18 protein-coding genes and 2 tRNA genes are annotated in these 21,869 nt (G+C 63.2%); 8 read left to right on the forward strand and 12 right to left on the reverse strand.

Annotation, left to right across the window (positions count from 1 at the left end; all coding sequences use genetic code 11):
• Positions 1-8: 8 nt before the first annotated feature.
• Positions 9-1,604, forward strand: coding sequence for an alpha/beta hydrolase (locus tag ACIQLI_RS21005; RefSeq protein ID WP_400392045.1), 1,596 nt, complete (start codon positions 9-11; stop codon positions 1,602-1,604).
• Here ACIQLI_RS21005 and ACIQLI_RS21010 read toward each other — a convergent pair.
• Entirely contained in the window at positions 1,601-2,332 is a 732-nt protein-coding gene (locus ACIQLI_RS21010; protein WP_400392048.1) for an HAD family hydrolase, read from the reverse strand. The two genes, ACIQLI_RS21005 and ACIQLI_RS21010, sit on opposite strands and share 4 nt — an antisense overlap.
• A 216-nt stretch (positions 2,333-2,548) precedes the next feature.
• Here ACIQLI_RS21010 and ACIQLI_RS21015 point away from each other — a divergent pair.
• Together ACIQLI_RS21015 and ACIQLI_RS21020 are read left to right on the forward strand one after the other, a co-directional pair.
• A tRNA-Thr gene (locus ACIQLI_RS21015) sits at positions 2,549-2,621 on the forward strand.
• 161 nt (positions 2,622-2,782) lie between these two features.
• Positions 2,783-3,043 (forward strand): helix-turn-helix transcriptional regulator, encoded by a 261-nt coding sequence (locus tag ACIQLI_RS21020; protein WP_400392051.1) that lies wholly within the window; start codon positions 2,783-2,785, stop codon positions 3,041-3,043.
• Between the two features lie 102 nt (positions 3,044-3,145).
• Here the strand turns inward: ACIQLI_RS21020 and ACIQLI_RS21025 are convergent, their stop codons facing one another.
• From ACIQLI_RS21025 to ACIQLI_RS21035, 3 genes are read right to left on the reverse strand one after another with little or no spacing between them, the layout of a single operon-like run.
• Positions 3,146-4,375 (reverse strand): amidohydrolase, encoded by a 1,230-nt coding sequence (locus ACIQLI_RS21025; RefSeq protein WP_400392221.1) that lies wholly within the window; start codon positions 4,373-4,375, stop codon positions 3,146-3,148.
• A 47-nt stretch (positions 4,376-4,422) separates the two neighbouring features.
• Positions 4,423-5,163 (reverse strand): hypothetical protein, encoded by a 741-nt coding sequence (locus ACIQLI_RS21030; RefSeq protein WP_400392054.1) that lies wholly within the window; start codon positions 5,161-5,163, stop codon positions 4,423-4,425.
• Positions 5,164-5,208: 45 nt separating this feature from the next.
• On the reverse strand, positions 5,209-5,958 hold the full coding sequence (locus ACIQLI_RS21035; RefSeq protein WP_400392056.1) for a DUF5058 family protein: 750 nt from the start codon (positions 5,956-5,958) through the stop codon (positions 5,209-5,211).
• Between the two features lie 271 nt (positions 5,959-6,229).
• Here ACIQLI_RS21035 and ACIQLI_RS21040 point away from each other — a divergent pair, with 271 nt between their 5' ends.
• Positions 6,230-7,678: an amidase family protein gene (locus ACIQLI_RS21040; protein WP_400392058.1), complete on the forward strand. Its 1,449-nt coding sequence runs from the start codon at positions 6,230-6,232 to the stop codon at positions 7,676-7,678.
• Here the strand turns inward: ACIQLI_RS21040 and ACIQLI_RS21045 are convergent.
• The 8 genes from ACIQLI_RS21045 to ACIQLI_RS21080 all read right to left on the reverse strand — a co-directional run bounded on the left by ACIQLI_RS21045 (position 7,662) and on the right by ACIQLI_RS21080 (position 15,152).
• Entirely contained in the window at positions 7,662-8,615 is a 954-nt protein-coding gene (locus ACIQLI_RS21045; protein WP_354232678.1) for an AsnC family transcriptional regulator, read from the reverse strand. The two genes, ACIQLI_RS21040 and ACIQLI_RS21045, sit on opposite strands and share 17 nt — an antisense overlap.
• 150 nt (positions 8,616-8,765) lie before the next feature.
• Entirely contained in the window at positions 8,766-9,605 is an 840-nt protein-coding gene (locus ACIQLI_RS21050; protein ID WP_400392061.1) for an aldo/keto reductase, read from the reverse strand.
• Positions 9,606-9,745: 140 nt separating this feature from the next.
• Entirely contained in the window at positions 9,746-10,186 is a 441-nt protein-coding gene (locus ACIQLI_RS21055; RefSeq protein ID WP_089593773.1) for a hypothetical protein, read from the reverse strand.
• A gap of 8 nt (positions 10,187-10,194) precedes the next feature.
• The gene (locus tag ACIQLI_RS21060; RefSeq protein WP_400392079.1) at positions 10,195-10,848 is read right to left on the reverse strand and encodes a bacterial proteasome activator family protein; all 654 of its coding nucleotides are present in this window, start codon (positions 10,846-10,848) and stop codon (positions 10,195-10,197) included.
• A gap of 84 nt (positions 10,849-10,932) precedes the next feature.
• Entirely contained in the window at positions 10,933-11,124 is a 192-nt protein-coding gene (locus ACIQLI_RS21065) for a YbdD/YjiX family protein (RefSeq protein ID WP_354232681.1), read from the reverse strand.
• Positions 11,124-13,394 carry a carbon starvation CstA family protein gene (locus tag ACIQLI_RS21070; protein WP_400392083.1) on the reverse strand — a complete coding sequence of 757 codons (2,271 nt, stop codon included), beginning with the start codon at positions 13,392-13,394 and terminating at the stop codon, positions 11,124-11,126. Before ACIQLI_RS21070 ends, ACIQLI_RS21065 begins: the two co-directional genes overlap by 1 nt.
• Positions 13,395-13,595: 201 nt before the next feature.
• Positions 13,596-14,138 (reverse strand): PadR family transcriptional regulator, encoded by a 543-nt coding sequence (locus tag ACIQLI_RS21075; RefSeq protein ID WP_400392085.1) that lies wholly within the window; start codon positions 14,136-14,138, stop codon positions 13,596-13,598.
• A 30-nt stretch (positions 14,139-14,168) separates the two neighbouring features.
• Positions 14,169-15,152 (reverse strand): NAD(P)H-quinone oxidoreductase, encoded by a 984-nt coding sequence (locus tag ACIQLI_RS21080; RefSeq protein WP_400392088.1) that lies wholly within the window; start codon positions 15,150-15,152, stop codon positions 14,169-14,171.
• A gap of 102 nt (positions 15,153-15,254) precedes the next feature.
• On the opposite strand from ACIQLI_RS21080, the gene ACIQLI_RS21085 reads away from it, so the two are divergent.
• From ACIQLI_RS21085 to ACIQLI_RS21100, 4 genes are all read left to right on the forward strand, one after another.
• A tRNA-Ser gene (locus ACIQLI_RS21085) sits at positions 15,255-15,345 on the forward strand.
• Between the two features lie 235 nt (positions 15,346-15,580).
• Complete coding sequence (locus ACIQLI_RS21090) at positions 15,581-16,366, forward strand: VOC family protein (RefSeq protein WP_400392091.1); 786 nt, start codon at positions 15,581-15,583, stop codon at positions 16,364-16,366.
• Between the two features lie 163 nt (positions 16,367-16,529).
• Positions 16,530-17,021 carry a septum formation family protein gene (locus ACIQLI_RS21095; RefSeq protein ID WP_354232686.1) on the forward strand — a complete coding sequence of 164 codons (492 nt, stop codon included), beginning with the start codon at positions 16,530-16,532 and terminating at the stop codon, positions 17,019-17,021.
• A 182-nt stretch (positions 17,022-17,203) separates the two neighbouring features.
• Positions 17,204-21,739, forward strand: a complete 4,536-nt coding sequence (locus tag ACIQLI_RS21100) for an ExeM/NucH family extracellular endonuclease (protein WP_400392094.1) — start codon at positions 17,204-17,206, stop codon at positions 21,737-21,739.
• Positions 21,740-21,869: the final 130 nt, after the last annotated feature.

Genomic DNA, 21,869 nt, shown 5'->3' on the forward strand with positions numbered 1-21,869 from the left:
GAGAACCCATGACGTCCGCACCCCGCCGGTCCGCCGGTGCCCCTTCAAGGGACCGGTCCGCCCAGCGTGGGGCCCGTCGCGGCTTCGTGGCTACCTGTATTGCCGTAGCTGCTGCGCTGGTGCTGAGCGCCTGCACTGTGCCGTTCTTGCCGGCACCCACGGCCAAGCCGTCCACCAGCACCGTGGATCCCTCCATAGCGGCCTCGGCCCCCAAGGGCCTGGAGAAGTTCTACTCGCAGCCGGTGGAGTGGAGTTCTTGTGAGAATGGCTTCCAGTGCGGCAAAGTCCAGGTCCCCAAGGACTACGCCAACCCGGGTGCCGGCGACATTACGCTCTCCGTCATCAAGTTGCCCAGCACCGGCAGCAAGCAGGGATCAATCCTGGTCAACCCCGGTGGCCCCGGCGGCTCCGGGGTGGATTACATCAAGGATGCAGGCAACACCAATTTCACCGAAAAACTGAAGAACAACTACGATCTCGTGGGATTTGATCCCCGCGGCGTGAAACGCTCCGCTCCCGTCACCTGCATGACCGACGCCGAACGTGATGCTGCCCGCGAAAAAGTCTTCCGGAAGAACACCGACGAAGGACTGGAAGCAGCACTGGCCTTCAACAAATCCTTCGCTGAGCAGTGCTCAGAGCAGACCGGGGATGTCCTGGGGCATATCGATACCGTCAGCGCGGCCAAGGACCTGGATATCCTGCGCGCCGTGGTCAACGACGCCAAGCTCAACTACCTGGGCTTCTCCTACGGCACCTTCCTTGGATCCACTTATGCTGCCCTCTTCCCGGACAACGTGGGCCGTCTGGTGCTGGATGGTGCCGTGGATCCGTCCATCAGCAACGAGGAACTGACCGCCGGACAAGCACGGGCCTTCGAACGGGCGATCCGCACCTACGTGGCCAGTTGCCAGGGCCAGAACCAGTGCCCGCTCAGCGGATCCGTGGAGAACGGCGTCCAGGAGATCAGGGACCTCATCAACGCCGTGGACCAGAACCCCCAGACCGCCAAGGACGGACGTTTGGTGACCAGCAATGACTTCGTCAACGGACTGATCCTGCCGCTCTACAACGACCAAAGCTGGCCCGCCCTGACCCAGGCCTTGGAGAGCGCCTTCTCCGGGGACGTGTCCCAGATGATGCGGCTTGCTGATCTTGGAGCCGACCGTGAGGCCAACGGCAGCTACAGTTCCAACTCCGCTTTCGCCTTCCAGGCCATCAACTGCCTGGACTACCCCATGGTCACCGACACAGCGGGCATGCGGGCCGAGGAAGCCCGCCTGATCCAGGACTCCCCCACCTTCGGTTCGTTCTTTGCCTACGGCGGAGTCAACTGCAAGGACTGGCCGTACAAGAACACCCGTACGCCTGCACCTGTTGAATACAACGGGTCCGCGCCCATCGTGGTGGTGGGCACCACCGGCGACCCCGCCACTCCTTTGGAGTGGTCCCAGTCTCTGCGCAAGCAGTTGGAAAACGCGTCACTGGTCACTTGGGAAGGTGAGGGGCACACCGCCTACGGCCGCTCGAACTCCTGCGTCAGCACCGCCGTCGACGAGTACTTTGTTGACGGAAAGCTGCCGCAGGACGGCCTGAAGTGCTAGAGGTGCCTGGCTTCGCGCTTCTCCACCAGCAGTGGGAGTTGCTTGATGGAATCCACCACAACGGTGGCGCCGGCTGCGCGTAGCGTCGCCTCCGAGTGCGAGCCCGTCAGCACGCCGGCGATGAGGGACGCGCCTGAGCGGATGCCCGACACCATGTCCGAGCTCGTATCGCCCACCACGGCTACCTCGCGCACGTCGTCAAGGTCCAGCGCGAGCACGGCAGTCAGGATCATGTCCGGGTAAGGCCGGCCACGTCCGGCATCGGCAGGGCACAAGCTGAGGTCCGCCAAACCCATCCAGCCCAGGGATTCCAGCACCATGTTCTGCGTATGGCGGCCGAAGCCCGTGGCCAGGCACACCTGCATGCCGGATTCACGCATCCACAGGATGGCGTCCTCCGCGCCCGGAATGGCGCGGACGCCGCCGTCGTCGATCATTTCGTCGTACGCCTTCTCAAAGACCTTGTTGGCGCTGGCGGCCACCTCTGCGTCGTCAAAGAGGTGGCTGAACACTGTCATTTTCGAGAAGCCCATGGTGTCCCGGGCATAGCCCAACATGCTCTCGAACTTGCTGCTGCCGGGTTCAATGCCGTGCTCTACCAGCGCCCGGGACATGGCCCGTTCCGTGCGGCCATCATCGGTGATCGTGGTGCCCACCATGTCCACCACCGCCAGCCTCAGCCGGTTGGATGTGTAGCTGGCGTCCCTGGTCATTGCGTCCCCGGTCATTGAGCGGCTCCTTTGGCTTGTCTGTGTGGCGGGTGTACCCCGCCACAGTTGATTCCCCAGCTTCCGGCCGCAGGGAAACGCCTGCCTGAACCCGGCCCGACGCAGGGGTGAACATCCCCGCAACGGCCGCCACCGGGCTCGTTTTGACCCGGGTACGGTGCCTCTATTACAGTTATGTCTTGCGTGATCGCCCGGGAAACCGGTGATGAACGCGGTGCTTCCTTAGCTCAGTCGGTAGAGCGTTTCACTCGTAATGAAAAGGTCATCAGTTCGATTCTGATAGGAAGCTCAGAGAAAAACCCCGCTGGTTCGTTGAACCGGCGGGGTTTTTGCTTCTTAAGTCCGGGACTAAGTCGACCAGCTCAATGGTGGAAATATCGAACATTTATCAAAACTCTCGGAATGTTCGAAATATAGGACATCTCGTGCATTGAGCCGTATGATCGATTTATGGAACATTCGGACGAGGTGACTCCGTTTTACCGGGCTGTTGATGCAGCCTCCCTTGGGCGATCCATCGCCGAGGCGCGCAAAGAGGCCACACTCACGCAGCACGACCTTGCCGTGATATTGGGTGTCACCCGCGGAACCATCGTTCGACTTGAAGCCGGCGGAGCAGTCTCCATGGTCGTGGCCATGCACGCCATCAGGGCGGTGGGCCGCGACGTGGCCCTGGTGCCGCGATTCTCGAAACTGCAGGTGCAACCATGAGCCCCCGCAAGACTCTTGATGTGTACTTGCGCGGGGACCGAATCGGTGAGCTGCGCGGCGGGTCTTGGCCCCGAAACACGAATAGACGTTGGATCCAGGGAATCATATCCCCAGCCGGGACATCAGCACGGCGACTGCGGCCGAGACTCCCCCGGCCAGCGTTCCTTCCAGCTCGGGTGCGAAGAACGGCGAGTGGTTGACGGGGACGGGACCGGGTCCTTCGTGCCCGGAGGCAGGCGTGCCACCGAACATCCAGAACACGGACGGCACTCCGATCGCGGTGCCCAGGTGCCCGAAGTCCTCGCTGCCCATCATCGGCGGGGTGATTTCCACTGCCTCAGCCCCCAACGCCAGCCGCAGTGCCTCGATGACGGGAGGGACGGCGTCGGGATCGTTGAAGCATGGCGGGAAGCGGTACATTTCCTCGATGACCGGCGCGGGCGCCCCGGACGCTGCGGCCTCAGCGTCAATGATGCGGCGGACAGCGGCGAGGACCTGGTCGCGGACGTCGTCGTCGAAGGTGCGGATGTTGAGCGTGAACTCGGCCGAGGCCGGGATGATGTTCTCCTTGAGTCCCGCGTGGAACGTCCCCACGGTGACGACGGCGGACTTCCGCGGATCCAGCTCACGCGACACGATCCCCTGCAGCCGCGTGACCATGTGCGCGGCCATGACGATGGGATCGATGGCGTCCTGCGGTTGGGAGCCATGCGACTGCTGGCCGTGCACGGTGACCCGCAGCGAATCCGCCATGGCAGCTACCGGGCCGCTGGAAATCGCGACCGTATCCACCTGCCGGGGCATGACATGCTGCCCGAAGACCACCTCCGGCCGCGGCGCTTTGTCCCACAGTCCGTCGTCGAGCATGGCCAGCGCGCCGGCGGCAGTCTCTTCGCCCGGCTGGAAGATCAGTACCAGGGTTCCCGACCAAGCGTCCGGATTCCCTGCAAGCACCTCGGCGGCACCCAGCAGGCTGGCCACATGGGTGTCGTGGCCACAGCCGTGCATCACCGGGACTGTGGTGCCATCAGGGAGTGTGCCGGTGTCCGTGCTGGCGTAGTCCAGCCCTGTGGCTTCTTCGATGGGCAAGCCATCCGAATCGGCGCGGAACGCCACCACGGGCCCGTCACCGTTCCGAAGAATGCCCACCACGCCCGTCCCGCCGCAGCGGAAGTGCTCAATCCCCAAGCCGTCCAGTTGTTCCTCGATGAGGGCGGCCGTGGCGTACTCCTGCATGGACAGTTCCGGATGTGCGTGGAGGTGCCGGTACAGCGAGTGAAGTTTGGCGGTTTGCTGGGCGTCGAGGTGGAGGGCTGTGGCGGTGTAGGTCATGAGTCTGGCTTTCTGGTGGTTGTTGGGGGCCATGGGCGCTGGAAGTGCTATTCGATGTGGATCGGCTTCGCGTCGGTGATGGTGGTCTTACCCCGGAAGAACCATGCCAGCAGGATGGTGCCCAGCACGGCGATCGCGGTGGACACCATGGCGAGCGAGGGCACCAGGGGCAACACAACAAACACGACGACGGCCGAGACCAGCAGCGCGAACACCGTGGTGCGGGGCTGCTTCATGGACACGATGGCCTGCACCAGCACTGCGCCAAGAACAGCGGGCAGCACGTAAAGGCGGGTCACCAACAGCACCGACGGCGGGATGACGCTGATCAGCCAGCTCCCCAGGAGTCCCACAAAGATCGCAAGTGATATCAGGTGGACTGCCGCGGCACCGCAGATGGCGACGACGGCGGCCAGCTCGGCGCGCTTGCTCCCCGGCTTGGCACCGATGTTGGTTTGCGCGATCAAAGCTGCCGGCAGGAGCTTGTTGGAGATATTGCCGATCATGAAGGCCTGGTACATCGCTGCGGGGCCGAGGATCGGGTAGTACGTGAGTGGCTCCACGATCCAGATGATGCCGAAGGTTGCAGCTACCGCAGCGAAGGCGATCCAGAGTTGTGCGGGGCCTATGTCCAGGCCGCTGGCGAAGACAAGAAACAGTGGACCGGCTACCGAGATCAGCAGGCCACAGATCATGGTGATCTGACCCCAGCGGGACGTGGTGCGGCCGAACTCAGCCATGGCGGAGTTGGTGGTAGTGGTGATGGGAGCGGAAGTAGTGGAAGACATACGGGGTGTTCCTTTCGTGCTCAAAGACAGGGCTGGGAGTGGGGATCAGGCACCGACGGCGAGGTAGGCAGCCCCCAGTCCGATGACGATGGAGAAGCCGAGCCCCCACTCGCGCAGCCAGCTCTTGCCGAGCTTCCTGGCCAGCAGCAGACACAACCCCATGACTGCGGCGGAGATGAGGAAGGACACCACGTGGACGCCGGACTTGGGGAGTTCGGTGAAGCCCAGGCAGGAGAAGGCTCCGATCAGGGCAGCCGCTGGGACGATGGCCATGGCCGCAGGGTTTACGGAGCGGATCTTGGCATCTCCCTTGCGGAGCAGCGGAGTCAGGATCAGGGTGGCGAGCATCCACATGGCACCGCCAATACTCATGGCGAAGAACGCGACGGTGAAGACACTCTGCGTGTAGCTGGCGTCGCCGAGCTTCGCGCCCATGGAGCCTGCGGCGATGCCGGCCGCGGAGACGTCGTACGCAGCGGAACCGATCAAACCAATCCTGGAAAGCACGGCCGGGGCACCGAAGAGGCCCAGCAGGGCGATGGCGACGAGTGATACGGCCAAGGATGGTCCGATGGCAGAGACCGCACCGGAACGGAACGAGGTCTTGATGTCCTGCGGACTCATCTCAACGGAGGGTGCTGCGCGTCGGGCAGCCTTCATGAAGATCACGGACTGGAGGATGATGACGCCGAAGACGCCGGCCACGCAGATCCACAGGACAGGATTGTTGGCGATGACCATGATGTCCGTTGAATCGGTGGGAACCAGTGATTGCAGTGCCTGGGGTTGGTGCATGGAAACCTCCGGGTGTGAGCCCCTCAGCTGTTCCTCGACCGGACGACGCTGTTCAGTGTGCGGTGCTGTGGGGCAAATCCATACCCAGTAACCAGATCGGCCATGGGGTTACAAACACCTTTTACTATGAGCCGGATCACACACAATAGTTGACGGAATCAGCCTCGAAGATGGCCGAATCCGCCAAACCTTGCCATCGGTGGTCCCGGGCTTCCGCGCTCCAGTGTGACGCGGCACACTTCAAGCAGTAGACATCCAGCAAAGGAGCACCATGCCCGAAACCATTGGCGAGCTGTCCGCCGTCGAACTTTCCGCAGCGATCCGGGCGAGGAAGATCTCTGCCCGCGAAGCCCTTGCCGATCACCTTGAGCGCATCGCCGAGGTCAACCCCGTGATCAATGCCGTGGTGACCCTCGACGCCGAAGGCGCTCAGGCCCTGGCGCACCGCGCGGACCAGCTGACGACGTCAGGGGCAGACCTTCCGCCCCTGCACGGCGTGCCCATGACCCACAAAGACACCAATAACACCGCCGGGATGCGCACCACCCAGGGCTCGCTCGCCTTGCGTGACTTTGTTCCCGACACCGATGACCTCATCATCGCCCGGTTGAAGGCGGCCGGGGTGGTCAGCACCGGAAAGTCGAACGTTCCCGAGTTTGGCGCTGGCTCCCACACGTTCAACGACCTCTTCGGGACCACCACCAACCCGTACGCACCCACCCTCAGCGCCGGCGGCAGCAGCGGCGGGGTGGCCGCCGTCGTCGCTTCCCGCGTCCAGAGCATCGGCGACGGCAGCGACATGGGCGGCTCGCTCCGCATCCCGGCCTCCTTCTGCAACGTGGTGGGTTTCAGGCCGTCGACGGCGGTGATCCCCATGCCGTCCGACGTCAACGCCTATGCGTGGCTGGGCCGAACCGGACCCATGGCACGTAGCGTTGAGGACATTGCCCTGTTCATGTCCGTGACGGCCGGTAAGGACCCTCGAGTGCCCCATCCGGAAGGGCTTGATCCGGAGGTCTTCCGGGCTGGACTCGAAACCGACATGCGCGGTGTCCGGATTGGCTGGTCACGGGACTTTGGGATTGGGGTGCCGGTGGACCCTGAAATCCTGGAGCACCTCGAACGGCAACTCGCGGTCTTCGAAGGCCTTGGCGCGATCGTGGAGGAAGCCACCCCCGATTTCAGCGAGGGCGACCTGGTGTTCGGCAACACCCGGGCCCTGGACTTCGCTGCAGGACTGGGGCCCATCCTGGAGCGCGCTGGAGACGTCATCAAACCGGAAGTGCATTGGAACGTCCAAAAGGGTTTCGACCTCACCGCGCGCGACCTGATCGAGACAGCCGCAGCCCGCACCCGGCTGGAACGCAGCGTCCAGTCATTCTTTGGGCGATACGACCTCTTCGCCAGCCCCTGCGCCCAGGTCCTGCCCTTCGACGCCGCACTGCGCTATCCCGTGGACATTGCCGGTGTTCCTTCCGAGACCTACCTCGACTGGATGCGTTCAGCCTGCCTGTTGTCCGCCACAGGACTGCCCGTCCTCAGCGTCCCTGCTGGCTTCAGCTCCGCAGGCCTCCCCATCGGCCTGCAGCTCGCCGGCAACCACTACACGGACATGCAGTTGCTCCGTTACGGCTTCGCCTTCGAACAGCAAACCGGGTACGCCGCCGTCGCTCCTGTTTTCTCAGCGGCCGGCGAGGCCCTCACTACTGTGCGCGCATAACCCGCCCGCCACGCTTTCGGGCGTCCAGCAGAATGGACACATCCACAGTGACAGCGTGCTGTGCCCACTCCGAGTCCGTGATGAAGCGATAGAGCGCCGCCATGTCCTCCACCGTGACATCTGCCATGATCTGGTAATTACCGGCGATCGCCGCAGCATAACGGACAGTGGGTAGCTCCGCCAGGCTCTTGCCAACCTGTTCAACGTGTTGCGGGGAGGCCCGGATCCAGAGCAGTGCCTCGACGTTCAAGCCGAAGGATGCCGGCTCAACAATGGCGCGTAAGTGAACCTGGTTGTTGGCAAGCAGCCACTCACTGCGGCGGCGGGCTGTTGCTTCAGAAACACCCACCCGGCGGCCCAACGCTTCAAAACTCATCCGGCCATCGGCGCAGAGGGCATCCACGAGCTCGTGGTCCTGTCGGCTCAAATCCTGCCGCGCCACCAGGATGCCGGAGTCAGGGGTGAGGGTGGAGCGGAGCGCCTCCGCCTTGTCACTGGTCAGGATTTCCGGCCGCCACCCCCGGATGGTGCGGAAGTAACGCAAAACGGGGTAACTGGTGGAATCGCGCAGACCGATAGTGGCAGGCAACTCGTCAGAGAGGACATCGGCCATGCGTGCGGGCTCGGTGAGGATTTCTGCCACGCAGTCTCCGGTACCCGTAGTGGTATAGACAAAGGTGGTGTCGGGCCTCTGCCCCAGTGCGTGGACCGCGGCCCGCACTGTGCCGGGCAGGCATCTCATCTCCACCAGCACCACGGCCGGCCGGGGCCGGATCCCCACCACAGCGACAGCTCCGGACTCCACAAGCTGTGAGCCCCGGCGGGCGACAGTTCGTTCCGCCTCGCCAAGGACCGCCGCCATCTTCCGCCACGGGCAGCGCGGATCCAGTTGGAGCGCGGCAACAATCTGCCGCTCCAATGCGTCAAACACCACCATGCAAGCTCCATCCTCCGTCTGCTGGGGTTTGCTCAATTTCACCACGGACTGAAGTGCGTTGCGTCACGACGGCGGATGCCGGCGTCGCGCCTTAACGGCAGGTGCCCCGTCCCCAGGAAGGGGACGGGGCACCTGGGGCAGGTTTAAGGCCTAGGCGAAGTCGGAGACTGCCGGGTCCGGTCCGATGCGGCCTTCGGCGCCGCGGTCCAGGCCGTTGATGGCCTCGATGTCCGTGGCGTCCAGCGTAACGTCGAGCGCCGCGAAGTTCTCCTGGATGCGGGACTCGGTGACGGACTTGGGAATGACCACGTTGCCGATGGCCAGGTGCCAGGCGATGACAACCTGGGCGGGCGTGGCATCGTGCTTGGCAGCGATCTCAGCAACTGTGGCGCTTTCCAGCAGCTCGCCGCCCTGGCCCAGCGGGGACCAAGCCTGGGTCAGGATGCCCTTGGAGGCGTTGAATTCGCGAAGGCCGGCCTGGTTGAAGAAGGGGTGCAATTCAACCTGGTTGATGGCCGGAACAACACCGGTTTCATCGATGATGTGCTGCAGGCCTTCCTTGGTGAAGTTGGAAACACCAATGGACTTGACGCGGCCGCGTTTCTTGAGCTCGATGAGCGCCTTCCAGGTGTCAACGTACTTTTCCTGCTTGGGCTGCTGCCAGTGAATCAGGTAGAGGTCCAGGGTCTCGAGGCCGAGGCGGTCCATGGACTCCTCGAAGGCTGCGAGCGTGGATTCGTAGCCCTGGTCTGCGTTCCACAGCTTGGTGGTGATGAAGATTTCGTCGGCGGAAAGGCCCGAGGAAGCAATGGCACGGCCGACGCCTGCCTCATTGCCGTAGATCTTGGCGGTATCGATGTGGCGGAAGCCGGCTTCAAAAGCCTGGCGCACCACCTTTTCGGCTACATCGTCTTCAACTTGCCACACCCCGTAGCCGAGCTGGGGGATGGTGTTGCCGTCGTTGAAAGTAAGTGTTGGTGACGAAGTCATGTTTGCCATCCTGCCAGCACGAACCTGTGAAAAGCCCGGAATGTTACGCAGATCAGCTATGCGCTTAACTTATTGTGGAGGAGGAATAAAGGCGCACGCTTGTAGTTGCGCACGCCTTACATCTTTTTCTCCGGGGCCGCTCAGGCTCCAAGCTGACGCTCCGCATCGGCAACCTGCTCAAAGACAGATTCCGAGCGCCGTCTGACCGAGAGTGCCCCCACAGGGACCGGGCCAACGGCCAACCTCAACATCGCGGCCGCTTCCGCAGTGGTGGCAAGGGAATTTCCGGCCTTGGACAACGCCCGGTGCACCCCCGCCAGCGCCCCCGGAACATCCAGGCCGTCGCTTGGGGAGCGTCTTTGCGCCTCGACGCAAATGGTCCTCACGCGCGGAGACAATTCGGCAAGCTCATTGGCGATCTGCACAAGCTCGTTGTACAGCTGGTCATCGTCAACGCCCTCAAGAACTTGGTGGTACCGGTCCAGGCCACGGTGGAAACGGTCGTGGGCGCGTCGCCACAACCCCTTACCGAGCTCCAGATCATCTTTCCGTCCTTGGCGGACGGCCCCAAAGAAACCCACGAGCGAACTCAGAGGTACTGACCCGGACCGTGGTCGGGGTCTTCCGGCCGGCCATGCGCAGCAGCACCGGGAGCTCCCGGCGCCGCGGCACGCTGTGGCTGGCCATTTTCGCCAATGACGATGCCCGGCGCAATGACAGTTCCCGGCGGGAGCTGGCGAAGCTGCATCTGCGCGGCCGCATGTTCCTTGGCAGCCTGCTGTGCGGCGATGGCTGCCTGGATACCGTGGAACAAGCCTTCCAGCCAACCCACCAGCTGTGCCTGGGCGATGCGAAGTTCCGCATCGGAGGGCGCCTTTTCGTCGGGGAAAGGCAAGCTGATGCGTTCCAGCTCCTCGATGAGTTCAGGCGCGAGCCCATCTTCAAGTTCCTTGATGGAGCGCTCATGGATTTCAGCGAGACGGCCGCGCGCAGCGTCATCCAGGGGCGCGGCCTTAACTTCCTCCAGAAGCTGGCGGATCATGGTGCCGATCCGCATCACCTTTGCCGGTTCGTCAACAAGTTCGTGAAGATTCCCGCCCTTGGGCTTGGCATCGCTTCCGGGCTCTCCCCCACCGGGCTGCTGTCCATTGGGCTTATCACGGCCCTCTTCCAGCATGGTTCCCTCCACGGGGGTGTCGTCCGAAGCCTCATCCGTGGGCTGAATGTCGTTCAGATCGCTCATTCGTTCATACTCTCACGGGGTTCACGCGAACCCCCTTCCAGTCCCTCATTTTGGACTTCGTTCGTAGCGAAACCTGGCTCGCCGTCAACAGCAGCGGCCTTGGGGATTGCTGTCCTGCCGGTCCATCCGGTCCCGCCAGAACTCACGCTCCGTCATGGCGGGACCGGTATGGCCGCTGGCATTGAAGTGTTCAAGGTACTTGCGGTAGGCGTCAGCACCCATCAGTGAGCCCATGTAGGTGGCGAACCCGCGAAGACCTTTGGCCACCGCCTTCATCAGTGATGCCCGGCTTTCTGCGCTCGTTTCTCCGCAGGCAGGGCATTCCACTCCGCCAGCAGGGCCTTCTCCGCTGCGGTGGGGATCAGTCCGGCCGGGGCATACACCTTGGAAGGCAGGGCCGGGTCCTCATGGTCTTGTCCGCCGCCCGCACGGATGGCCTTGATGGTTGCCAGCAGGGCGGCGACAATCACGATGATGCTCAACGTCACGAAGATGACCGATAGGACGCCCTGGATCATGGTGTTACGGACCACCGCCTCCATGGCTGCCACGGTCTTTGCCGTGCCGAACTCCGTCTTGCCGTCCGCCAAGGCCTTGGAGAAGGCCTGGTTGTTGGCGAAGTAGCCCACAGCAGGAACCGACGAGAAGATCTTGTGGAAGCTGGCAGTTATGGTCACTACGGCGGCAAATGCCAGAGGGACCGCCACGATCCACAGCCACTTGAAGACTCCACGCTTGGCAGTGATGGCCAGGCACACCGCCAGCGCGATGGCCGCCAGGAGTTGGTTGGCGATGCCGAACAACGGGAAGAGCGTATTGATGCCGCCCAGGGGGTCGGTAACACCCATCAGGAGCACCGCACCCCACGCACCCACCATGATGGCGGTGCACAGCCAGGCGCCGGGACGCCAAGAGGCTTCCTTGAACTTGGGAACAAAGTTGCCGATGGAATCCTGCAACATGAACCGGGCAACCCGCGTGCCGGCGTCAACTGCGGTGAGGATGAAAAGTGCCTCAAACATGATGGCGAAGTGGTACCAGAAGGCCATCATGCCGGGCCCACCGATGAACTGCTGCATGATGTGCGCCAAGCCGACAGCCAGTGTGGGTGCACCACCGGATCGGGAGATGATGCTCTCCTCGCCCACGTCCTTGGCCGTCTGGGCCAGCACGTCCGGGGTGATGTTCACGTTGGCCAAGCCGAGGCTGTTCACCCATTGCGCTGCGGACTCCACCGTGCCTCCGGTGAGGGCAAGCGGTGCGTTCATGGCGAAGTAGATGCCGCGGTCGATCGAGATCGCAGCTACCAGGGCCATGATGGCCACAAAGGACTCCATGAGCATGCCGCCATAGCCGATGAAGCGCGTCTGCCGTTCCTTCTCGATCAGCTTGGGCGTGGTGCCGGAGGAAATAAGGGCATGGAATCCTGACAAGGCACCACAGGCGATGGTGACGAAGAGGAAGGGGAACAGCGCCCCGGAGAAAACGGGCCCGTTCTCACGGCTGGCGAACTCGCTGAACGCGGGGACAGTGATTTCAGGACGAACCACAATGATGGCCAAAGCCAGCATCACGATCACGCCGATCTTCATGAACGTGGAGAGGTAGTCACGAGGGGCCAGGAGCAGCCACACCGGCAGGATGGCAGCAATGAAGCCATAGATGATGATGCCCCAGGCGATGGTGACCTTGTCCAGGTGGAAGAACGCTGCACCCCATTCGGTTCCGGCTACTGCGCCGCCGCCGATGATGGCCGCCAGCAGAAGGACGAAGCCGATGATGGACACCTCCATCACCTTGCCTGGCCGGATAAAGCGCAGGTAAACGCCCATGAACAGTGCGATGGGGATGGTCATCCCCACAGAAAAGACACCCCACGGACTCTCGCCCAGGGCGTTGACCACGACGAGCGCAAGGATGGCCACAATGATGATCATGATGAGCAGGGTGGCCACGAGGGCCGCCGTGCCGCCAATGACGCCAAGTTCTTCACGTGCCATCTGGCCCAGGGAGCGGCCACCGCGGCGCATGGAGAAGAACATGACCAGGTAGTCCTGCACGGCACCGGCAAGAACGACGCCGATGATGATCCAGATGGTGCCTGGGAGATAGCCCATCTGGGCTGCGATGACAGGTCCCACCAGCGGCCCCGCGCCGGCAATGGCGGCGAAGTGGTGGCCGAACAGCACATTCCGGTCAGTGCGGACGTAATCCTTGCCATCGGCCTTGTACTCGGCGGGAGTGGCGCGGCGATCATCCGGCTTGAGCAAGTAGCGCTCAATGACCTTGGAATAGAACCGGTAGCCAATGAGATAGGTGCATACCGCGGCGAAAACGAACCAGATGGCGTTCACGGTTTCGCCGCGTACCAACGCCAGCATGAACCATGCCACCGCTCCCAGCAGCGAAATCGCCACCCACAGCCCGATCTTGGCCGGGGTCCACGTCCGCTCTTCTGCCTCCCGGACGGAATCATCCACGGCCGGGGAGGGCAGCGTAGGATCCAATCCTTCCGCGAGTCCGGTCTTTTCAGGAACCTTGCCCATATCTCCTCCTTGAGAACTGCTGCAGTGATGGGTACTGCTCTTGTGGCGATCTTCGCGGTGGGGACCGCATCGCCGGGTGCCTTCCAGCACAGTAACAACCGTCACAGACAAGTAAAGGGGGCACGCGCCAACGTGGCACAAAGCGGCGGTGAACGGTCACGGCCTTGCGGCGGATGACCAGGCTCCACGCACCGGAGGAGACTAGTTGGCTCCCCCGTTGGCCTGCGCCTGCACCATGCGGGCTTCACAGAGATCCAGCCAGCGCACTTCGGCTTCCGCTTGGAAAATCAGGGAATCGAGCACCAGAAGCCCGGCGGTGTCCACAGAACGTTGGTTGGCGGACACGGCCTTTCTCGCCATCGTGTGCTCCTGCAACGCCCTGACGGACACCTCACGCTGGGATTGGATCACCGCAGAGGTATCCACACCGGGCAGCGTCACGGCAAGGGCCAGTTTGATGGCGATCTCGTTCCGCGGCGGGGCGCCGCGGTCCACGGCGCCGCCAAACCAAGCCCCGACTTCCTGAGCACCGGCGTCAGTGATGCTGTAGACGACGTGGCCACCGCCGTCGTCGCCGTCTTTACTGACCAGGCCATCGCGCTCAAGGCGGTCCAGGGTGGTGTAAACCTGTCCGATGTTCAGCGGCCAGGCCGCACCGGTCCGGTCCTCGAATTCAACGCGCAGCTCATAGCCGTACCGGGGCTGGTCCTGGAGCAGGGCCAGCAGGCTGTGCCGGATGGACATATGGTTCCTCGCTGCGGTTGGACGGACGGATCAGAGGAGCAGCAGGACCTTGCCCACATGCTCGCCCGAGTCGAAATACCGGTGGGCTTCCCGGACGTGATCCAGGGGGAAGGATTTGGCCACGAGCGGCCTGATCCTGCCGTCGGTGAGCATCGGCCACACGGACTCGCGGACGGCGGACATGATGATGCCTTTTTCCGCCACGGACCGCGGCCGAAGCGCCGTACCAATCACGGCCGCCCGCTTGCTGAGGAGTTGGCCCAGGTTGATCTCGGCGGTGGTGCCGCCTTGCAGGCCGATGACGATGAGGCGGCCGTACTCGGCGAGCGCCTCGACGTTCTGCTGGAGGTACTTGGCACCCACGACGTCGAGGATCACGTCCGCGCCTTTGCCCCCGTTGTGCGCCTTGAGGCTTTCCGCGAAGTCCTCTTCGGTGTAGTTGATGGCGATGTCGGCCCCCAGGAAGGCCTTGGCAGTTCCCACCTTCTCGTCGGTTCCGGCAGTAGTCGCTACCGTTGCGCCGTAGGCCTTGGCCAACTGGATGGCCATGGTGCCGATGCCGCCGGTGGCGCCATGGATGAGCACTGTCTCCCCGGGTTGCAGCTGCGCTGTCATGATGAGGTTGGAATAGACGGTGGCAGCAACTTCAGGCAGGGCCGCGGCGGTAATGAGGTCCACTCCTTCGGGAATCCGCAGAACCTGTTCCGCTGGCACCGCAACCTGCTGGGCGTAGCCGCCGCCGGAGAGCAGCGCAACGACTTTGTCCCCCACGGAGAACGCCTTGGTGACGCCGGGACCAAAGGCTGCGATGCGGCCGGAGACCTCAAGCCCGGGAATATCGGACGCGCCAGGCGGTGGCGGGTAGAAGCCGCGCCGCTGCTGGACATCCGCACGGTTCAGCCCGGCGGCCACGACGTCGATCAGGACCTCACCGGCGCCTGGCACCGGTGCGGGGACCTCGCGGATTTCGAGGACTTCGGGCCCGCCTGGCTCTGAGATGTAGACGGCTTTCATGACGAACTCCCGGTTTCTTGCTGGTCCTCAAACCCCCGGGGCAGGGGTTGGAGGACGTGATGTTTTGGAACAGCCAACTCCCTATGAAACACTACTAGGCGAGGAAGGTTGTCCGAGCGGCCTAAGGAGCTGGTCTTGAAAACCAGTGTGCGGTAACCCCGTACCAAGGGTTCAAATCCCTTACCTTCCGCCAAAGAGATGCCCCGGGTCCCAGGACCCGGGGCATTTTTGTTTGCTTGATTGCTGTTCCGCACGGCTGCCGCCCCTCTGTACGGGCCTCGGCAGGGGCCCCAAGGCGCGCGCAACTGAGAACTGACACCCGGTAGATCATTGAAAGTGTCAGACCCCCCGCATAGTGTTCTGTCTGTCTCCACACCACTGACATATGCCGTAGCTTTCGCCGCGAAATAACAACAGGAGCCTGACCCATGCCTAAGCCTGACATCACTCCCGGCGCACCCTGCTGGATTGATCTGATGACGTCCGATACTGAGAAGGCGAAGACGTTCTACAACGCTCTTTTCGGCTGGACGTATGAGACCGGGGATGAGGAAAAGTACGGCGGCTACATCACGGCGTTGAAGGACGGCCGGATGGTGGCGGGCATCATGGCCAAGCAGGCTGACATGGGTGCCATGCCAGACGTCTGGTCCACTTACCTGCGCACCGATGACATCAACGCAACCACCGAGGCAGCAGCCGCCCATGGAGGCCAGGTGTATCTGGAACCCATGGAAGTACCCGAGCAGGGCAGCATGGCCATGTACGGCGATGCCTCGGGCGCGTCCATCGGCGCTTGGGAGTTCGGTGGAATGACGGGCTACGAGCTGGCGGCTGAGGCCGGTGCTCCCGCGTGGCATGAACTCCTCTCCAAGGATTACGAGGCAGCGGTCACCTTCTACCAAAAGGTCTTCGGCTGGGACACCGACGTCATGAGCGACACTCCGGAGTTCCGGTACACCACCCTTGGCGCCGGAGACGATGCCAAGGCGGGCATCATGGATGCCTCCGGTTTCCTTCCGGACCAGGTCCCCTCCATGTGGAGCGTCTACTTCGCTGTGGAGGACACGGACGCCACCGTGGAGCAAGCCACGGCCCTGGGCGCTACCATTACCCAACCTGCAGAGGACACTCCGTTTGGTCGTTTGGCGACGGTGCAGGACCCCACGGGAGCTGTCTTCAAGGTTATCCAGGACCTGGGCCAAACGGCCTAGGGTTTCATCACATCGGGTCTGCCCGGCCGCCCTCTACCCAAGGGGGCCGGCCAGATCCGCTCATTGCCGGCGTTGGGGGATCAGCCGGCGTGGGTCCTTGTCTGGTCCCTCATTGTCGATCGCAGGCCTGTTGCCTGCGATCCCGCGGGGAATGAGGACCCACATGCACCACTTTTCACGACGATTGAGGACCGCTGCCGTGCTGGGCATGGCTTCGATCGCACTGGCTGGCTGTTCGTTGATCAGCAGCGGCGATGCCAAGCGGGATGAATCAGGAAAGCCTACGGAATCGTCCAAGGCCGATGCGTTCAAGGTGAAGTTGGGCGACTGCATCGCCAATCCGGACAGCCAGGAAGTTATGGATGTCACCATCATTCCGTGCGATCAGAGCCACGACCTCGAAGCCTACGCACTGACCAACATGGACGCGTCAACGTTTCCCGGTGACACTGAGGTGGGCACCAAAGCTGAAGAGTACTGCGGCGCCCAGTTCGCGCCGTTCGTTGGCTTGCCGTTCGAGGAATCCGAGCTGGACGTCACCTTCCTGCACCCCACCAGTGATTCCTGGAAAAACGGAGACCGCGAGATCGTCTGCCTGATCGGTGGCGCAGCAGGAGCCGCCACCACAGGAACCCTGAAGGGCGCTGCCAAGTAACGCAGGAGTGCCCGGGGAACCCTGCGGCCATCCTCGGTCCACCTCCCATTCATTCCATCGTGTTCTGCTTTGCCGGAGCAATAGGTTTACCCCGGAGTAACTTCCGGAACAACGCCCACTTCACAAGATTGTGGGCGTCGTCCAAAGGGCCCCACAGGGTCCCCTAATGAAAGTTAGAGCGGATGCACCAACAACAGTGGAAAGTACTGGCAGGAACGGTCTTGTCAGCGGGGTTGCTTGCCGCCCCGCTGACGGCCGCTCCGGCCATGGCGGCGGATGATCCGTCCGCCCCTGCCGGCTCATCGCCGGTAGTCATCAACGAGGCGTATCTCAGCGGTGGCAGTGCCGGCGCCGCGTTCAAGAACAAGTTCGTTGAGCTCTACAACTCCTCGGATTCCCCGGTCAGCCTGGCGGGCTGGTCGCTGCAGTACCGTTCAGGAACAGCCACCGCCGCACCCACGGGGATTACTCCCCTGACCGGCAGTATCCCCGCAAAGGGCTACTTCCTGGTCCAGGGAGCCACCAACAGCGGAACCTCCACCGCGCCGGCGCTTCCCCCGGCCGATCTCCAAGCCACTGGAACCCTGAACCCCAGCGGAACCACGGGAACACTGGTCCTTGCCAAGCAGGCCACCGCTGTGTCCCCGCTGCCGGCTGGATCAGTGACGGGCAACGCTGCCATTGCCGACCTCCTGGGCTATGGCACCTCCAATACGTTCGAAACCGCTGCGGCCACTGCGCCCACCGGCAACTCCGACGTCAAGAGCCTGAACCGCACCAACGGGGCAGACACCGACTCCAACGCCACAGACTTCAGCCTGAACGCCACCATCACGCCCACGGCCTCCAACGGCGGTGGAACCCCTCCCACGGCTCCGGAGCCGGAGCCCGGCGTCAAGGCCATTGCCGAGATCCAGGGAACGGGTACGGCGAGCCCCCTGGCCGGCAGCACCGTGACCACGCGAGGCAAGGTCACCGCCCTCTACGCAACCGGCGGGTTCAACGGCTACTACGTCCAGACCCCCGGAACCGGCGGCGATACTGCCGGGGCGGCCAGGACGGCGTCGGACGCTTTGTTCGTCTACTCACCCACGACCACCGGTACCATCCAGCAGGGCGACTACCTGGAACTCACAGGCGTCGTCAGCGAATTCGCCAACCAGACCCAGCTCACTGTTGAGGCTGCAGGCTTGAAGAAGCTCGCTGAGGCGGCCCCCGAGGTCAAGTCCACGCCGTTTGCGTTGCCGGCGAATGAGGCGGCGAGGGAAAGCCTGGAGGGCATGCTCGTGGCTCCCCAGGGCGACTTCACTGTCACGGATAACTACTCCCTGAACCAATACGGCGAAATCGGCCTCGCGGCCGGTACTTCGCCGTTGGTCCAGCCCACCGCGGTGGCAGCTTACGGCTCACCGGAGTACGCCGCCGTGGTGGCGGACAACGCGCTGCGCGGCATCAAGCTCGACGACGGTGCGTCCACCAACTTCCTCAAGGACGCCACCACCAAGGCCCAGCAACTGCCGTACCTGACAACCTCGGATCCTGTCCGTGTGGGTTCGCCCGCACAGTTCCGGACCGACGTCATCCTGGGCTACGGCAACAACTCCTGGAAGTTCCAGCCGCTCACCGCACTAAACGCGGCAAACGCCGGCTCAGTCCAACCGGCCAGCTTCACCGGCACCCGGCCCGAAGGTCCCGCCGATGTGGGAGGCAGCCTCAAGCTCGCTTCCTTCAATGTGCTGAACTACTTCCCCACCACCGGTGACCAGCTGGCCGGCTGCGTCTTCTATACCGACCGCGAGGGCAACCCCATCACGGTCAAGGAAGGCTGCAACGCCCGCGGTGCTGCCAATGCGGAGAACTTCGAACGCCAGCAGGCCAAGATCGTAGCGGCCATCACCAAGTCCGGCGCCGACGTCGTATCCCTTGAGGAAATCGAAAACTCCGCACAGTTCGGCAAGGCGCGCGACTACGCGTTGTCCAAGCTGGTGGAGGCCCTCAACGTCAAAACACCTGGCGTGTGGGACTACGTGCGGACGCCCGCCAACGCTCCCCCGCTGAGCGATGAAGACATGATCCGCACCGCGTTCATCTACAAAAAGGCCGTGGCTGAGCCCGTGGGTGAGTCCATCATCCACAACGACACAGTGGCATTCGCCAGTGCACGCAAGCCGCTGGCCCAGGTCTTCAAACCGGTTGGCGGAGCCGATGACAAGAAGTTCATCGCGATCGTAAACCACTTCAAGTCCAAGGGCTCGGCCGCTACTCCGGACGATACCGACAAGGGCCAGGGTGCCTCGAACATTGCCCGCACCAAGCAGGCTGAATCGCTGCTCGCTTTCTCGAAGGATCTTCAGGCCTCCAAGGGCACGGACAAGGTCTTCCTGACCGGCGACTTCAACGCCTACGCCAAGGAAGACCCCATCAATGTCCTCACCGGCGCCGGCTATTCCGACCTCGAGGCCGGCACCGGCAAGCACTCGTACCTGTTCGGCGGCATGGTGGGTTCCCTGGACCACATCCTTGCATCACCTGCTGCCGCCAAGACCGTCACTGGAACCGACATCTGGAACATCAACTCCGTGGAGTCCGTCGCGCTGGAGTACAGCAGGTATAACAACAATGTGACCAACTACTATGCCGCGGACGAGTTCCGGGCCAGCGACCACGATCCTGTGGTGGTGGGCCTGAACCTGACCACGGAAGCACCCGCAAGCGTTGACCTGCAGTTCCTGGGGATCAACGACTTCCACGGCCGCATCGACACCAACACCGTGCTCTTCGCCGGAACGGTGGAGAAGCTCCGCGCGGCAGCTGCTCCCGGCGCTACGGCCTTCATCTCAGCCGGCGACAACATCGGCGCCTCACTCTTCGCTTCTTCAGTGGCGAAGGACCAGCCCACCATCGACGTCCTGAACGCCCTGGAGCTGCAGGCTTCCGCTGTGGGCAACCACGAGTTCGACGGCGGCTGGCAGGACCTGCGCGACCGCGTCGTCGCCGGAGGTACCAACGCGAAGTTCGCGTACCTCGGTGCGAACGTCTACCAGAAGGGCACCACCACGCCGGTATTGCCGGAGTACAAGGTGCTGGACATGAACGGCATGCGGGTAGCCGTCATCGGCACTGTCACCCAGGAAGTTCCTTCCCTGGTGACGCCCGCCGGAATCTCGGACCTCGAATTTGGGGATCCCGTGGAGGCCATCAACCGGGTTGCCGCGAAGATCAAGGCCGACGATCTGGCCGACCTCATCATCGTGGAAAACCACGACGGCGCCGCGTCCGGCACTCCTGAGGGTGCCACGCTGGAGCAGGAAGTTGCCGCCGGAGGACCGTTCGCCAAGCTGGTCAACGAAACCACTCCCGACGTTGCGGCCATCTTCACCGGACATACCCACAAGGAATACGCCTGGGACGCACCGGTACTGGACGCCAACGGCCAGCCGACCGGCAAGACCCGTCCCATCGTTCAGACCGGCAACTACGGCGAGAACGTGGGCAGCGTGACGCTCACTGTGGACACTGCCAGCAAGTCGGTGACGGCCTACAAGGCCGCAATCGTGGACCGGACCACCGAGACCGCCGAAAGCCTGGTTGCTGCGTACCCGAGGGTGGCTGCAGTGAAGACCATCGTGGACAAGGCGCTGGCCCAAGCTGCTGAAATCGGCAACCAGCCCGTTGGCACAGTCACGGCCGATATCACCACCGCCTTCACCCCGGATCCAGCCGGCGGCGCCCCCAAGCGGGACGACCGCGCAAACGAATCCACGCTGGGCAACCTGGTGGCGGACTCCCTGGTGGATACGCTCAAGGCACCCGAACTGGGTGCGGCGGAGATCGGCGTCGTGAACCCCGGCGGCCTGCGTAACGAGCTCTACTACGCCCCGGATGGCACCATCACCTACGCCGAGGCCAACGCGGTCCTGCCGTTCGTGAACAACCTGTGGACCACGTCCCTGACAGGTGCCCAGTTCAAGACGCTCCTGGAGCAGCAGTGGCAGACCAACGCTGACGGCACCGTGCCCAGCCGCCCTTACCAGCAGCTTGGCCTGTCCAAGAACGTCAACTACACCTACGACGCCGCCCGTCCGGCAGGGGACCGCATCACCGGCATCTGGGTGAACGGTGCCGTCATCGATCCCGCGAAACAGTACAGGATCGGCACGTTCAGCTTCCTTGCCACCGGTGGAGATAACTTCCGCGTGTTCAAGGAAGGCAGCAACACCAAGGACACCGGACTGGTGGACCGGGACGCCTGGATCAAGTACCTGCAGGAGCACAAGCCGGTGTCTCCGGACTTTGCCCGTCGTTCCGTCGCTGTGGCGAACTCCACCGCAGCCGAGGTCAAGGCCGGCGAACCCATCGCATTGGCTGTCTCCAAGCTGAACCTGACATCGATTGGCAGCCCCGCCAACGCCACCCTCAACGCCGTCTTCGTTGACAGCAAGGGTGCGGCCGTGACGCTCGGAGCTGTTCCGGTAACAGCAGGTGCAGCCACGGTGGACCTCAAGGTTCCCGCCTCGGCAGCGGCGGGCACTGGCACGTTGGTGCTCACCGCCGTCGAAAGCGGAACCGTGGTGAAAGCACTGGTGAAGGTGGCTGAGAGCGGCCCGAACCCGCCACAGTGCACCGCACCTGCCAAGCCGTCCAAGTGGTACGACATCGTGGGCTGGCTGCGGTATGCGTTCGCCTGGTTGGAGTACCAGAGGTGCCTGCGGGGCTAGCAACCCCCTGAACGCCAAAAGGCAGGGCCCTCACGAACTTACCTTCCGTGAGGACCCTGCCTTTTGTGCTCAATGCTAAGACTTTGCGCTGAACACCAAGACTGCGTGATGAAGGCTAAGTCGATCCGTA

Source organism: Paenarthrobacter sp. NPDC091669, assembly GCF_044756725.1.
Lineage (GTDB): Bacteria > Actinomycetota > Actinomycetes > Actinomycetales > Micrococcaceae > Arthrobacter > Arthrobacter bambusae_C.

Coding starts and splice junctions, on each gene's coding strand:
- ACIQLI_RS21090 (WP_400392091.1), top strand. CDS start 15,581: ATGCCTAAGCCTGACATCACTCCCGGCGCACCCTGCTGGATTGATCTG.
- ACIQLI_RS21005 (WP_400392045.1), top strand. CDS start 9: ATGACGTCCGCACCCCGCCGGTCCGCCGGTGCCCCTTCAAGGGACCGG.
- ACIQLI_RS21030 (WP_400392054.1), bottom strand. CDS start 5,163: ATGTCTTCCACTACTTCCGCTCCCATCACCACTACCACCAACTCCGCC.
- ACIQLI_RS21060 (WP_400392079.1), bottom strand. CDS start 10,848: ATGAGCGATCTGAACGACATTCAGCCCACGGATGAGGCTTCGGACGAC.
- ACIQLI_RS21100 (WP_400392094.1), top strand. CDS start 17,204: ATGCACCAACAACAGTGGAAAGTACTGGCAGGAACGGTCTTGTCAGCG.
- ACIQLI_RS21065 (WP_354232681.1), bottom strand. CDS start 11,124: ATGAAGGCGGTGGCCAAAGGTCTTCGCGGGTTCGCCACCTACATGGGC.
- ACIQLI_RS21075 (WP_400392085.1), bottom strand. CDS start 14,138: ATGTCCATCCGGCACAGCCTGCTGGCCCTGCTCCAGGACCAGCCCCGG.
- ACIQLI_RS21070 (WP_400392083.1), bottom strand. CDS start 13,394: ATGGGCAAGGTTCCTGAAAAGACCGGACTCGCGGAAGGATTGGATCCT.
- ACIQLI_RS21095 (WP_354232686.1), top strand. CDS start 16,530: ATGCACCACTTTTCACGACGATTGAGGACCGCTGCCGTGCTGGGCATG.
- ACIQLI_RS21045 (WP_354232678.1), bottom strand. CDS start 8,615: ATGGTGGTGTTTGACGCATTGGAGCGGCAGATTGTTGCCGCGCTCCAA.
- ACIQLI_RS21020 (WP_400392051.1), top strand. CDS start 2,783: ATGGAACATTCGGACGAGGTGACTCCGTTTTACCGGGCTGTTGATGCA.
- ACIQLI_RS21050 (WP_400392061.1), bottom strand. CDS start 9,605: ATGACTTCGTCACCAACACTTACTTTCAACGACGGCAACACCATCCCC.
- ACIQLI_RS21040 (WP_400392058.1), top strand. CDS start 6,230: ATGCCCGAAACCATTGGCGAGCTGTCCGCCGTCGAACTTTCCGCAGCG.
- ACIQLI_RS21035 (WP_400392056.1), bottom strand. CDS start 5,958: ATGCACCAACCCCAGGCACTGCAATCACTGGTTCCCACCGATTCAACG.
- ACIQLI_RS21025 (WP_400392221.1), bottom strand. CDS start 4,375: ATGACCTACACCGCCACAGCCCTCCACCTCGACGCCCAGCAAACCGCC.
- ACIQLI_RS21010 (WP_400392048.1), bottom strand. CDS start 2,332: ATGACCGGGGACGCAATGACCAGGGACGCCAGCTACACATCCAACCGG.
- ACIQLI_RS21080 (WP_400392088.1), bottom strand. CDS start 15,152: ATGAAAGCCGTCTACATCTCAGAGCCAGGCGGGCCCGAAGTCCTCGAA.